Annotated in this window: 12 protein-coding genes; 9 read left to right on the plus strand and 3 right to left on the minus strand. The window is 42.9% G+C overall.

What is annotated here, in order from left to right; genetic code table 11:
• Positions 1 to 4: 4 nt before the first annotated feature.
• Together HKX40_RS03945 and mltA are read right to left on the minus strand one after the other, a co-directional pair.
• A complete protein-coding gene (locus HKX40_RS03945; protein ID WP_246233557.1) occupies positions 5 to 1,246 on the minus strand; it encodes an FAD-dependent monooxygenase in 1,242 nt (413 codons plus the stop codon).
• 17 nt (positions 1,247 to 1,263) lie between these two features.
• On the minus strand, positions 1,264 to 2,517 hold the full coding sequence (mltA, locus tag HKX40_RS03950; protein WP_171588261.1) for a murein transglycosylase A: 1,254 nt from the start codon (positions 2,515 to 2,517) through the stop codon (positions 1,264 to 1,266).
• 84 nt (positions 2,518 to 2,601) lie between these two features.
• Here mltA and rpe point away from each other — a divergent pair, with 84 nt between their 5' ends.
• From rpe to HKX40_RS03995, 9 genes are all read left to right on the plus strand, one after another.
• The gene (gene rpe / locus HKX40_RS03955) at positions 2,602 to 3,300 is read left to right on the plus strand and encodes a ribulose-phosphate 3-epimerase (RefSeq protein ID WP_171588262.1); all 699 of its coding nucleotides are present in this window, start codon (positions 2,602 to 2,604) and stop codon (positions 3,298 to 3,300) included.
• Positions 3,301 to 3,436: 136 nt separating this feature from the next.
• Positions 3,437 to 4,111 (plus strand): phosphoglycolate phosphatase, encoded by a 675-nt coding sequence (locus tag HKX40_RS03960; protein WP_171588263.1) that lies wholly within the window; start codon positions 3,437 to 3,439, stop codon positions 4,109 to 4,111.
• 277 nt (positions 4,112 to 4,388) lie between these two features.
• On the plus strand, positions 4,389 to 5,909 hold the full coding sequence (locus HKX40_RS03965; protein ID WP_171588328.1) for an anthranilate synthase component I family protein: 1,521 nt from the start codon (positions 4,389 to 4,391) through the stop codon (positions 5,907 to 5,909).
• Between the two features lie 11 nt (positions 5,910 to 5,920).
• Complete coding sequence (locus HKX40_RS03970; protein WP_171588264.1) at positions 5,921 to 6,493, plus strand: anthranilate synthase component II; 573 nt, start codon at positions 5,921 to 5,923, stop codon at positions 6,491 to 6,493.
• Positions 6,494 to 6,509: 16 nt separating this feature from the next.
• Positions 6,510 to 7,547, plus strand: a complete 1,038-nt coding sequence (trpD, locus tag HKX40_RS03975) for an anthranilate phosphoribosyltransferase (RefSeq protein WP_171588265.1) — start codon at positions 6,510 to 6,512, stop codon at positions 7,545 to 7,547.
• Between the two features lie 165 nt (positions 7,548 to 7,712).
• Complete coding sequence (trpC, locus tag HKX40_RS03980; RefSeq protein ID WP_171588266.1) at positions 7,713 to 8,501, plus strand: indole-3-glycerol phosphate synthase TrpC; 789 nt, start codon at positions 7,713 to 7,715, stop codon at positions 8,499 to 8,501.
• Positions 8,502 to 8,693: 192 nt separating this feature from the next.
• Complete coding sequence (locus HKX40_RS03985; RefSeq protein ID WP_171588267.1) at positions 8,694 to 9,131, plus strand: HIT family protein; 438 nt, start codon at positions 8,694 to 8,696, stop codon at positions 9,129 to 9,131.
• A gap of 306 nt (positions 9,132 to 9,437) precedes the next feature.
• The gene (locus tag HKX40_RS03990; RefSeq protein ID WP_171588268.1) at positions 9,438 to 11,135 is read left to right on the plus strand and encodes a DEAD/DEAH box helicase; all 1,698 of its coding nucleotides are present in this window, start codon (positions 9,438 to 9,440) and stop codon (positions 11,133 to 11,135) included.
• Between the two features lie 134 nt (positions 11,136 to 11,269).
• Complete coding sequence (locus HKX40_RS03995; protein ID WP_171588269.1) at positions 11,270 to 12,433, plus strand: class I SAM-dependent methyltransferase; 1,164 nt, start codon at positions 11,270 to 11,272, stop codon at positions 12,431 to 12,433.
• 45 nt (positions 12,434 to 12,478) lie between these two features.
• Here the strand turns inward: HKX40_RS03995 and HKX40_RS04000 are convergent, their stop codons facing one another.
• A complete protein-coding gene (locus HKX40_RS04000) occupies positions 12,479 to 13,639 on the minus strand; it encodes a tRNA nucleotidyltransferase/poly(A) polymerase-related protein (protein ID WP_425500437.1) in 1,161 nt (386 codons plus the stop codon).
• Between the last annotated feature and the right edge of the window lie 18 nt (positions 13,640 to 13,657).

Genomic DNA, 13,657 nt, shown 5'->3' on the forward strand with positions numbered 1-13,657 from the left:
ATGTCTATACTCCTGATGCTTTCTTAATAAGAAATTCTTTAATAAATGGCAATTTAGCCACCATATCCATACCAAGGTTACGCACTGCTCTCACAGGCTCTAAATTACTACTAAACAAAGCATGTAACCCATCGGTAACCCAGCGCATATGGGCTATCGCCACACTACGCTCACGCTGATAACGTTCTAATACACGTAAATCACCAATACCTCGGAAAGACTCTTTATTGCTCAATATTGTACTTAACGATAACACATCTGCCAAACCTAGATTAAGTCCTTGCCCTGCCAAAGGGTGAACCCTATGTGCAGCATCTCCAATAAGTGCAACATTTGGCGCAACCATACCACTTTTTTCTAAAGTCAATGTAAAACCATACATGGGGCTACGCAACGTCAATTTACCCAACACATCCTGACTTAATTCTCCTACTCGTTTACGTAGAACATCTGCCAACTCAGCCTGTGATAACTGTTTTAACTCTTGAGCAATCGCATTGGGTGCCGACCACACCATAGAAACTTGGTGGCCATCCGCAGTATCATTAAGAGGTAGAAAGGCTAACACACCTTCCTCGGTAAACCATTGGTAAGCAGTATTATGATGAGGTTTCTCGACGGTAAACTGTGCGACCAACCCCTCTGACTCGTAGGACTTAAACTGATGCCAAATACCCGCTTTTTGGCGAATCACTGAACTTGCTCCATCAGCAGCAATCACCAAGGAAGCATGCCAGATGTCTCCAGTATCTATCACTAGTTGTTGTTTATATGTCATGTTTGATGAACATTGTTGTACATCAGCTATGTCATCTGCCACTCGTTGGCTATCTACCACTTTACCATCTACCCACTGCACACCATAAAATGCCAGTGCTTTTTGTAATGCTGCCTCAATCTCACCAGATTCGACAATCCACGCCAGCTCTGACAACTCCCCTTGCTTTGCAGACAACTCAATAAATCCGGCTCGATCACCTTGGATTTGCATCTTATCTACCGCCGTAAGACGTTGGCTAGGCAACCAAGACCAAATACCCAACTCCTCCAACAGTTTTTGACTGGCAAGTGATATGGCATAGATACGAGGATGATATGCCTCCCCTAAATTAGCTTGAGCCACATACCGTGGAGCAATAAGCACAGGCTTCATTCCTTTCTTGAATAAAGCCAGTGCCATGCTCATACCGACAATACCCGCCCCACAAATAATTACTTCTGCTTTATGAATTGTTGATATTTCCATTCGGTACATCCTTGCTGCTATCGTGCACTTGGTGCACCTGCCTCACGCGGCCATAGAATCCACATAAAACCGGCTTGCTTCATACGTCCTGCCATATTGCCAGCTTCATCGCCACTTCCCCAGAAGAAATCCGCTCGTGCAGCCCCTTTAATGGCTGCTCCGGTATCTTGCGCAAAAACCACCCGACGCAAGGGAGTATTTGTACCAGGCTCACTAGTTGCTAGGAACACAGGTGCGCCCAAAGGCACAAAATTTGCATCAACAGCAATGGTACGCTTAGCAATCAAAGGAATGCCGTAAGCTCCTTTGGGTCCTGCGACTTCATCAGAAATAGCTTCTTCCTTAAAAAATACCATCGCTTGATTAACATTCATCATTTCATTAACACGGTCAGGATGGTTGCGAGCCCACTCTTTAATATTTTGCATAGAGGCTTGTTGAATAGGCAGTTCACCCTGACTAGCTAACCACTTGCCAATAGAAGTATATGGACGTCCATTATGGTCTGCGTAGGCTAGACGCAACGAGCCTCCCCCATCTAACATCACACGTCCAGACCCTTGCACCTGAAGAAAAAATGCCTCCACAGGATCATCCAACCAAACAATCACAGGAGGTTGATCACTCCGGCTGGTAATTTCAGCCCGTGTATCATAAGGGACAACTTTATTGCCCACTACCTTGCCACGTACTCGCTTACCAACCAACTCAGGATATAGTTTTCCTAAATCCACTGTCAATAAATCAGCAGGAGGAGCATACATCGGCCATTGATAAGCTCCCCCTTGTGAGCGAGAGCCATGCACCACAGGCTCATAATAACCAGTCACCAACCCTTGAGAACCATTATCCCCTACAACAGCCCAAGGTCGTAAGTATTGTTGGAGAAATTGTTTAGCCGACACAGCATCTACATCCATACCCATATTAGCTACTGCTTGACAAACGTCATACCAAGATTGAGGGGTTGATCGTGCAGGAATACTTAAAGAACCAGATACTGGGCGCATCAAGCCTTTACAGTTATTGACAAGCCCCAACCAGATATACTCACCATCGTCTTCATTCCATCCTGGCAATTTAGACCAGTCGCTGGCGACATACTTCCCCTTAAGAGCACGTGGCGGTGTATCACGTAATACCGAAGGGTCTGGCATCTGCAAAGGAGCATGCATATCAAAACTAGCTGACTCTCCTGCTGTGTAGGTAGAGGTAGAAGAACAAGCTGCCAATATCGTTGTCATGGCTAGCGTTGCGAGTATTCTTTTCATGATAACTTCCAAAAACCTGCTAAACGTTATAAACAATAAAGTAATATAATACTGCAATTACTCTTTATTTATCTTGCTTTCATTATGACTTTACAAGCTGTAACCACCCGTATTGCCCCAAGTATTCTTTCTGCTGATTTCGCACGCCTAGGTGAAGAAATTCAACAAGTGGTCGCTGCAGGCGCTGATTGGATTCACTTTGATGTGATGGATAATCACTATGTCCCTAATCTCACAATCGGCCCTATGGTCTGTAAAGCTATCCGCCCCTATACAACAGCCCCCATTGATGTGCATCTCATGGTGGAACCTGTTGATAGTCTGATTCCCTTGTTTGCTAAAGCAGGAGCTGACATTATTACTTTTCATCCTGAGGCCTCTAAGCATATCGACCGCTCACTTGCCTTGATACATGACAATGGCTGTAAAGCAGGTCTTGTGTTTAACCCCGGCACCCCTTTGCATTATCTAGACTATGTGATGGATAAAATTGATGTCGTATTGCTCATGTCAGTAAACCCTGGGTTTGGCGGTCAGTCTTTCATTCCCTCTACATTGGCAAAACTACGCCAAGCACGTGCTCGCATTGATGCATATACAGCTCAAACAGGTCGTGAAGTATTTTTAGAAGTAGACGGTGGTGTCAAAATTGATAATATTGGCGAAATTTATGCCGCTGGTGCCGATACATTTGTTGCTGGCTCTGCAATTTTTGGCCAATCAGACTATGCAGCAGTGATTCACCAGATGCGAGCAGAGATTGCCAAAGTGAGCAATCAATAAAACCTCTCATGCATGCTTACCACCTGCAAAAAACACCTTGTATATTGCATTGAAATGTAGGTTGTAGGTGCGGCGGTACCCAACATTACATAGTCATTATTACTACACAACTGCAGTTACTTAAAGGAGAACCTTTGTGTCAACATATCAAGCCGTACTTTTTGATTTAGATGGAACATTAGTCGATAGTGTGCCTGATATTGGTACTGCAACAAATGCAATGCTTGCAGAGATGGGACGTGAAACCTTGCCTATGGAGCAATTACGTACTTTTGTGGGGAAAGGTTCAGCAGTTCTCATTAAGCGAGCTCTTGCTGTAAACATCGATCCCCCTGAACCCGATACTGCACTTTTTGAACAGGCAGAGAAACTCTTTAAAAAACATTATCATTTGCATAATGGCATTCAAAGCCAACTCTATCCAAATGTTATAGAGGGATTACGTCGCCTGCAAGCCATGGGGCTTAAACTTGCTGTTGTAACCAATAAGCCGCTTGAATTTACCGTGCCTCTACTAGAAAAGATGGGAATTGCAGATTTTTTCAGCGTGGTCGTCGGTGGTGATACCTGTGAGCGCAAAAAACCACAGCCTGATCAACTCTACTATGCTTGTGAACAATTAGGTGTCACTGTCACCAATAGCTTATTTGTAGGCGATTCACAAAATGATACGCAAGCAGCAAATGCTGCAAAAATGGATGTTTTAGTATTACCATATGGTTACAATGAAGGAAAAGCTATACAAACCCTCTCATTTAATGCTATAGTAGACGACATTGCTGCTGTGGCAGATTGGATTGAGGCACATTAGACACATCCTTTCACCCCACACAGCCTATGATTGTTTTGGATTGATAATTTTATGAAGTTTACTTCGACAGTTGATTTCGCTTACTCTTACGCTAATTATTATTGGCGCTGGTGGCGTTCGTCTGTCGGGTTTATGGCTTCGTAATCCTTTTTACGAAATACTAAAGGATAAAGTTTCACTCCTTGCACTCATACAAAGATAAACCCGGCAACCCCTACAGGCCGGGTTTTTTTATATCTACTCGGCTTATAGATAACCACTTTAGAAGACGAAGATGATGACAGAAATTGAATTTAAAGCACTTGCAGCCCAAGGTTACAATCGCATTCCATTGATTAAAGAAACCTATGCAGATTTAGACACTACATTGGGCATTTATCTTAAACTCGCCCACTCAGGCAAAGAGGCAGGTCAAATGAGTTGCTTGCTTGAGTCTGTTGTAGGTGGAGAGCGTTCTGGACGTTACTCTTTTATCGGACTACCAGCTCATACTGTGATTAAAGCCGTCGGTCAACATACGGAAGTAGTCCGTGACGGTGAAGTCATTGAGACATTTGAGGGAGACCCTCTCGCCTTTATCCAAGCCTACCAAAAACGTTTTAAAGTGGCGACTCGCCCTGGTATCCCTCGTTTTGCTGGTGGTTTGGCAGGATATTTTGGTTATGACGCTGTGCGTAACATTGAACCTAAATTAGGCCCAGCAGTCAAACCATTCCCTGAAGGGTTAGACGGTATTCCTGATATTTTATTGATGCAAGTAGACGAACTGGTTATTGTGGATAATGTGATTGGTCGTACTTATCTCATTGTCTATGCGGATCCATCTGAATCAGAAGCCTACTCGCGTGCACAAAAACGTTTACTAGAATTACGTATGTTGTTGCGTAAACCAGTGGATATTCCTTATAGCTTGCCTAGTTTGGTGACTGAAGAGATTCGTACTTTTAAGAAAAAAGACTTTATCAAGGCTGTAGAAAAAGCCAAAGAACACATTGCGGCTGGGGATTTAATGCAGATTCAAGTCGGTCAAGTAATTGCAAAACCATTCCGCGACTCTCCACTATCACTCTATCGTGCCTTACGCAGCCTTAATCCTTCTCCATACATGTACTACTGGAATTTTGGTGATTTCCACGTTGTGGGTGCCTCTCCAGAGATTTTAGTTCGTCAAGAAACTTTCCTCGACGAATATCAAGCCGAGCAATCTCGCATTACTATCCGTCCATTGGCGGGTACTCGTCCTCGTGGTGATAGTCCTAGTGAAGATATTGCACTGGCACATGATTTGCGCAATGATCCTAAAGAAGTGGCTGAACACCTCATGTTAATCGACCTAGCTCGTAATGATGTGGGTCGTGTGGCCAAAATTGGATCGGTAAAAGTGACTGATCAAATGACTATTGAACGCTACTCTCATGTGATGCATCTAGTATCTAACGTCGAAGGGGTGCTAAATAAAAATATGGATGCCATTGACGTACTTCGGGCAACTTTCCCTGCAGGCACACTGACTGGAGCACCAAAGGTTAAAGCGATGGAATTAATTGACCAACTAGAACCTGTACGTCGCGGTATCTATGGCGGTGCTGCTGGCTACCTCAGTTACAATGGAGCAATGGATGTAGCGATTGCTATACGTACTGGTCTTATTAAAGACGGTATGCTTTATGTTCAAGCAGCAGCTGGTATTGTGGCTGATTCAGATCCAGAAAAAGAATGGTTAGAAACCGAGCATAAAGCTCGTGCTGTCCTACGTGCAGCAGAACAAGTTCAATATGGTCTTGACCAACCTATCTAAAGGAGACAGTTATGTTACTCATGTTAGATAATTACGATTCATTTACGTATAACATCGTGCAATACTTCGGTGAGCTTGGTCAAGATGTGCGTGTATTGCGCAATGACCAAACCAGCATCGAAGAAATTGAAGCACTTAATCCAGATTATATTTGTATTTCACCAGGACCTTGTGACCCCGCACAGGCAGGGATTTCATTAGAAGTGATTAAACATTTTGCTGGTAAAAAACCGATCCTTGGCGTATGTCTAGGACACCAAGCCATTGGCGAGGCCTTTGGAGGCAAGATTATCCGAGCAAAAACTATCATGCATGGCAAGGCTAGTAAAATCACACATACTAATACTGATATTTTTAAAGACATCCCCTCCCCTTATACAGTGATTCGTTATCATTCTCTTGCGATTGACCGCGATACCTTACCTGATTGTCTAAACATTACCGCACAAACTGATGATGGGGAGATTATGGGAATTGCCCATAAAACATTGCCTATTTATGGCGTCCAGTTCCACCCTGAGTCTATTCTCAGCGAGTATGGTCATAAACTATTGCAAAATTTCTTAGATTTAAAAAAGGCTTAACTAGGAGGATAGACAAATGACAATTTCTTATCAAGAAGCCTTAACGCGTTGTATCGAACATCGTGAGCTTTTCCATGAAGAAATGGTGGATTTAATGCGTTCACTCATGAAAGGTGAAATGCCTGAGCCCATCGCTGCTGCCCTACTCATGGGGTTACGCGTGAAAAAAGAAACCGTAGGTGAAATTACGGCAGCAGCCACTGTAATGCGAGAGTTTGCTACTCCTGTACCGATTACCAATGCCGATGAGGCACTAGATATGTGTGGTACAGGTGGTGATGGCAGTCATACCTTTAATATTTCCACCACAGCAATGTTTGTCGCTGCCGCAGCTGGTGTACCTGTAGCTAAACATGGTAATCGCAGTGCTTCCTCCTCAAGTGGCAGTGCTGACGTTTTAGAGTCACTGGGCGCCAATATTGATATTAAAGATCCTCTGCAAGTGAAAGAGTGCTTGGAGGCGACTAATATTGGCTTTATGTTTGCCCCTTATCATCACAGCAGTATGAAGAATATCGCCCCTGTACGTAAGATGCTTGGGGTGAGAACGATTTTTAATATTCTTGGACCACTCACCAATCCAGCAGGAGCTAAAAACCAACTCATGGGAGTGTTTCATCCTGATTTGGTGGGCATTCAAGTCCGTGTATTAAAACAATTAGGTGCTAAACATGTACTTATCGTACATGGTATGGACGGTTTAGATGAGGCTTCTCTAGGTGCCCAAACTCTAGTCGGAGAGTTGAAAGATGGCAAAATCCGTGAGTATACAATTCACCCTGAGGAATTTGGTTTAGCCATGCACTCGATTAAAAATATGCGTGTCAAGGACAGTGCAGAATCACGAGATATTGTGCGTGGTGTATTAAATAATAACCCTGGACCTTGCCGTGATATTGTACTACTCAATGCTGGACTAGCCATTTATGCGGGTAATAAAGCACATAGTATTACCGAGGGTATTAAGATGGCAGATGAGTTAATTACTAGCGGTGCTGCACGTGAGAAGATGCATCAATTCTGCGAATATACGCAACGATTTAAAGCATCATAATTAAGTCTGACTATGCTGTTTGTGGGCTTCCATTAAAGCCCCTACATCATACGTTACCCATCGTTTTGCACCGTATTTTAATGAATTAAGAGGACTTTTCACACATAGCATCTCTGTCCATAACAGATGCTGTTACTAGAAAAGCCTCAATAAAGGATGGTAAAAATGTCCGATATTTTAGAAAAAATTCTTGCCGTCAAGCGTGAAGAAATTGCTGTTTTGCAAAAGATTCGCAGTACGGCTGATTTGTTAGCTGAGGCCAATGCACGTCAAGATATACGCGGCTTTGCTAATGCTTTACGCGAACGCATTAAGAATAAGCAAAATGCCGTCATAGCAGAAGTCAAAAAAGCCTCTCCCTCTAAAGGCATCATTCGCGAGCATTTCTTCCCTGCAGAGATTGCGACAAGCTATGCTACCTATGGAGCAACTTGCTTATCGGTACTGACAGATCAACAATTTTTTCATGGTTCTCCTGATTATCTTCGCCAAGCACGGGCAGCTTGTGATTTACCCGTCTTACGCAAGGATTTTATGATTGATCCTTATCAAGTGATTAATGCCCGTGCCATGGGGGCAGACTGCATTTTGTTGATTGTAGCAGCTTTATCTGATGCTCAATTAGCCGAATTGGAGAGTGCTGCTTTTGCCCTCGGTATGGATGTATTAATCGAAGTACACAATCGTGAGGAGCTTGAGCGGGCGTTGAAGTGTCAGAGCCCACTAATTGGCATCAATAACCGTAATCTTCGCACTTTTGAGGTAAGTCTACAGCACACGATTGAGCTGCTAAGTGATGTGCCAAATGATAGATTACTCATCACAGAGAGCGGGATTCACACACGTGATGATGTAGCATGTATGAATGAGCATGGGGTATACGGTTTTCTCGTCGGTGAGGCATTTATGCGTGAGCAAGAACCTGGTCTGGCATTAAAGACTCTATTTAGCTAATATGCTTTATTACCTCTGTTGTTTTTTCTAGATGTTTATATATCACAGGGAGGAGCTCATTCTGACAAAAGCCCACCAAATCAAGAATGACTACCTCCCTTGTGGTAAAGATAGAGAATTGTGCAAAAGTAGGTCTAACCTTGTTCCAATTCCTCTTATAATATTCTCGTCACAACTTTATTGAGTAATACCATGACCTCTTGCCCTTTATGTAATACTCCTGGTGGACAAGTGCTTTATGAAAATAATTTTATCCGTGTCATTAATGCCAATGACCCTCACTACCCTGCTTTTACCCGTGTAGTATTACAGCGTCATATCGCAGAGATGACAGACTTGGATATACAAGAGCGACAACGCTTGATGGACTATGTATATCTGGTAGAAAAAACTCAACGTGACATACTGCATCCGGATAAGATTAATCTGGCAGCCTTCGGCACCATGGTTCCTCACCTGCATTGGCATATTATTCCTCGCTTTAAGTGGGACTTACACTTTCCTGCCTCGGTATGGAGTGCCAAACAACGTGATGAAAACGATGCAGAGTATCAACAGCAGCTTAACAAGCAGAAAATGCTATTAGCTGAATACGAGCAAAGACTTATCCAACAACTTACCCAATTCTGATAAACTTCGATTCCTCATTCACTTTAAAAATGAAGTATCGTTAAACTCAGAAATAGTTGCTTTACCCCCACACAATCAGCTAATCATTTGATTTTTTAGCAATTATGGTTTACCTACCATCTTATTTAAGGTATGCTAGTTGTCTTTTATTAAATTTTCATCGCTCCTACCTTCTTGACCTTACATAGGAAGATGCTGTGCACAATAGTGTTTAAAAATTCACCAGCATCTATATTTGCCCTTCTCTATATAGGCGTGTAATTGGTTGTTCTGGTCGGCACGATGTACCGACTACAGGAAACAGCCATGTCATTTGACCATCTGGGCTTAGCCCCAGTATTACTGCGTGCCATTAAAAAGGCCGGATTTACAGAACCCACTCCCGTACAACAACAAGCAATCCCTGCTGCACTAGAGGGGCGAGACTTAATCGTCACAGCACAAACAGGAAGTGGCAAGACTGCTGCCTTCACTCTCCCTTCACTACAAAAACTACTGGATAATCCTGTAGAGCATCCTGCAGTAGAAGAAAAATCAGAGGGCAAACGATCACGCAAACATAAACCTGCACGCACTGAAAATTTTGTACAGATGCTGGTTTTAACACCTACACGTGAGTTAGCATTACAGGTTGCTGAAGCAGCTAAAACTTACACCTCAGGTCTTAAGCAATTACGTGTTTCTACAGTTGTAGGCGGTATGCCCTACGGAGCACAAATTAAAGCACTTGCTCACCATGTGGATATTCTCGTTGCTACACCAGGGCGTTTACTTGATCACTTAAAAGCCAAACGTATCAACCTGTCGCAAATTCAGACGCTGGTATTGGATGAAGCTGATCGTATGCTTGATATGGGCTTTATAGATGATATTAAACATATCGTGGCACAAACCTCCCCTACTCGCCAGACATTAATGTTCTCTGCGACCTTTGAAGGGAGTGTTGCAAAGTTAGCCGAAGAGATGCTACATAATCCTCAACGTATCAGTATTGCTGATCAGAAAAAGAAACACGATAATATCAAGCAATGTCTACTCTATGCAGACGACCTAGGGCATAAATTCCGTTTGTTAGACTACTTACTGCGTGATGCGACACTTGAGCAAGCAATTGTGTTTACTGCCACAAAACGCGGAGCAGATGACTTAGCCGAACGCCTAGAGGACCAAGGCTTCGCCGTAGCTGCATTGCACGGGGACATGAATCAGCGTATCCGTACACGTACCCTTAATGCTCTTCAAAAAGGTCGTATTCAAATTCTCGTAGCAACTGATGTCGCTGCTCGTGGTATTGATGTACAGGGCATCACCCACTCCATTAACTACGATTTACCAATGCAACCTGAGGATTATGTACATCGTATCGGTCGTACAGGTCGTGCGGGTCGCAATGGCTTGGCATTTACTCTTGCAACACATAGTGAACGCTTTAAGGTTCGTCGTATTGAGCAGTTTATTGGTCAAACGATTGAAACAGAAGTCATTCCTGGATTGGAACCAACACCGGCAAAAAAATCAAGTACCAAGGCAGCAAGCAAGAAGACATCTGCAAAATCCTCTCGTACCAAAACCGAGGGACGAGCTAAATCAGCGAAAGGCACCAAGCAATTACAACAAGCACAAGGCAAAGAAAAATCGTCTAGCTCATCTAGCCGAATTGACGATTTAGCATTATCATTGAATCAAGACTTTGCTATAGTAAGCCCTACTGAAGCTCGTCGTATTAAGAAAGTAGTTAGCCAGGCTGAACAACCTAAATTCGCAGATTACGAACGTGGAGTGCGTAGTAACAAGGCAAAATATAGCCACAAGAAAGCTGATGCTGATGATGGCTCTAGCAAGAAACCTCGTGTGCAAGCAAGCAAATCATCAAAAACTCAATTAGCAAAAGGTAAAAAAACCACAGCTTCTACTCGTGCGATAAAAAGTCACACAACGACAAAACCTGCTACTCGTCAAAAAACAAGTAACCGCAAGAAATCACAAAAACGAGTGTGGGCATAACATTAATCATCAGTAAAAATCCCTATAAAATCAGACAATGAGTTTTATAGGGATTTTTATAAGAAACTTTAAAATCATGTCATTCCCTTATAAGACATGAGTACAATACACGATAATTTAATTATTACGAGTTAATGTTAATGCCATCTACTTTCCCCACACCTAGTGCTGCAGCAGTTGAATATAGTCAATCACTTCTACGTCATATTCAAGATAAGTTCGCCCCTCGCCAAACAATTACTTTTGAAGAATGGATGAATGAGGCACTCTATCATCCATTGGGTGGTTATTACACGGGGGGACTAGCCAAGTTGAGTGGAGATAATCAAGCCACTATGCTGCAAGGGGATTTTACAACTGCCCCTGAATTAACACCATGGTATGGTCGCACACTCGCCACCCAAATTTCACAAATATTAGAAGCGTCTGCAAGTAAAAATATCCTTGAGTTTGGGGCTGGTAGCGGCAAATTAGCATTATCTATTCTAGAGCAACTCGCCGACCCATCTATTCACTACTTTATCCTAGAATTATCATTAGACTTAAAACAACGTCAGCAAGAAACCCTAGGAAATTACGCTCAACAAGTCACCTGGTTAACTGAATTACCAACACATTTCACTGGTTGTATGCTGGCTAATGAGGTGTTAGATGCTATGCCAGTAAAACTAGTTGAATGGAACCATGAGGGGCATTTAGAAGAAGTCTATGTTTCGTGGGAGAATGGTGAGCTACACTATCTCAACAAGCCTGCTTCAGCAGAATTGGTCCAACTAATGCAAACTCGTCTACCTGCCTACCCTTGTTATCGTACCGAAGTAAATTTACAAGCTGAAGCATGGATTAGATCCCTAGGTGCTAACCTAGCTTGTGGCGGCATTTTACTCATTGATTATGGTTTCCCACGCAGTGAATACTACCACCCACAACGTCATCGTGGCACTCTCATGTGTCACTTACAACACCATGCCCATGATGAGCCACTACTCTACCCAGGATTGCAAGACATCACAGCTCATGTTGATTTTACTGCCATTGCTGATGCTGCGATTGACAGTAATTTAGAAGTATTGGGCTATACTAGTCAGGCAAGATTTCTCATGAACTGCGGTCTATTAAACCTTCTTAATCAACTTAACCCCAATGATGTACAACACTATGCACGACAAGTGGGACCTGTTCAGAAACTACTATCTGAAGCAGAGATGGGAGAGTTATTTAAGGTGATGTTGCTAGGCAAAAATCTTGATGTTGACCCCGTTGGTTTTATAGTAGGCGATAGAAGATACGGTCTTTAATTCTTGTGAAGTTATGCTTCTAGCTCACTTCTCACTAGCTAGAGATTAGTCATGTACCAGACGAATTAATCTATCCACACGTGCCTGATGAATAGCCACTTTAATTGCCTGAGTGTCAGGGGCATACTGTTTAGCAATATCACCCGTAGAGATGTCATTAATTGCATCTAGTCTGTCATGCCAACACTGCATATATGCCATATCAGGTATTTTTAGCAATAGCTTTGCAACCTTAATCAATGCCAATAAACGCCCTGGCTTACGTATCCCGTCTAGTTTTTCTATAAATACAACGATATTCTCTGCCTGACTATCTGATAACGGCAAGGAAGATTTGTTAGGTAGGTTTAGTGCCGGTAGCATATCTACGACTACTGGCAAATAATAGGCATAATCGGCTTGCTCACGAGATACATGTAGATGTTGCGACAATGTTTTTATCTTATCAACATCTCCACCAGTACTGGCATAAGCCATCAATGCATAACGCTGAGATAAATCTAATGTTGATACATCAGCATTATCCAGATAATCAGAAACCTCCTCTCCCACCCCTGGCAACACTCGATCTAAAGCACCAATGCTGTCTAAAAACTTAAAAAAACGACTCGGTTTTGCACACATTAGAGCACGCGAAATTTCTTTCCAAACCCTCTCTGGAACAAGTGCATCTACTTCATGATTACTTACCATTTGACAGCACAAAAAGAGCGTCTCCTCAGCCACCTGAAACAAGGTAAAACGACTTAAAAATCGACCTAAACGTAAGATACGCACAGGGTCTTCAATAAAGGCTTCGCTGACATGACGAAATACTCTAGTTTGCAAATCAACCAATCCCTTATAAGGATCATGTAATCTACCTTGTGCATCTACAGCCATTGCATTAATAGTAAAATCTCGACGACGCAAATCCTCCTCTAGAGAAACATCAACTCCTGTATAAAAAGTAAATCCCTGATAGCCTCTACCTGACTTACGCTCAGTACGTGCTAATGCATATTCCTCACGGGTTTTAGGATGTAGAAAAACTGGAAAATCACCGCCTACAGGCGTAAAGCCTCGTGATACCATTTCCTCAGGAGTGCTACCTACTACCACCCAATCGCGATCACCTGCTGGCAAACCGAGTAGAGCATCACGTACAGCCCCTCCTACACAATAAACCTGTAAACCGCACGTACAGTTGTCATTATCACCAACCAATGATGCTAGTGTTGAGAG

It is taken from the genome of Pelistega europaea, assembly GCF_013133775.1.
Lineage (GTDB): Bacteria > Pseudomonadota > Gammaproteobacteria > Burkholderiales > Burkholderiaceae_B > Taylorella > Taylorella europaea.

What these genes read in the sequence shown, in the direction of transcription:
- HKX40_RS03945 (WP_246233557.1), bottom strand. Translation starts at nt 1,246, where the DNA reads ATGGAAATATCAACAATTCATAAAGCAGAAGTAATTATTTGTGGGGCG.
- mltA (WP_171588261.1), bottom strand. Translation starts at nt 2,517, where the DNA reads ATGAAAAGAATACTCGCAACGCTAGCCATGACAACGATATTGGCAGCT.
- rpe (WP_171588262.1), top strand. Translation starts at nt 2,602, where the DNA reads ATGACTTTACAAGCTGTAACCACCCGTATTGCCCCAAGTATTCTTTCT.
- HKX40_RS03965 (WP_171588328.1), top strand. Translation starts at nt 4,389, where the DNA reads ATGACAGAAATTGAATTTAAAGCACTTGCAGCCCAAGGTTACAATCGC.
- HKX40_RS03970 (WP_171588264.1), top strand. Translation starts at nt 5,921, where the DNA reads ATGTTACTCATGTTAGATAATTACGATTCATTTACGTATAACATCGTG.
- trpD (WP_171588265.1), top strand. Translation starts at nt 6,510, where the DNA reads ATGACAATTTCTTATCAAGAAGCCTTAACGCGTTGTATCGAACATCGT.
- trpC (WP_171588266.1), top strand. Translation starts at nt 7,713, where the DNA reads ATGTCCGATATTTTAGAAAAAATTCTTGCCGTCAAGCGTGAAGAAATT.
- HKX40_RS03985 (WP_171588267.1), top strand. Translation starts at nt 8,694, where the DNA reads ATGACCTCTTGCCCTTTATGTAATACTCCTGGTGGACAAGTGCTTTAT.
- HKX40_RS03990 (WP_171588268.1), top strand. Translation starts at nt 9,438, where the DNA reads ATGTCATTTGACCATCTGGGCTTAGCCCCAGTATTACTGCGTGCCATT.
- HKX40_RS03995 (WP_171588269.1), top strand. Translation starts at nt 11,270, where the DNA reads ATGTTAATGCCATCTACTTTCCCCACACCTAGTGCTGCAGCAGTTGAA.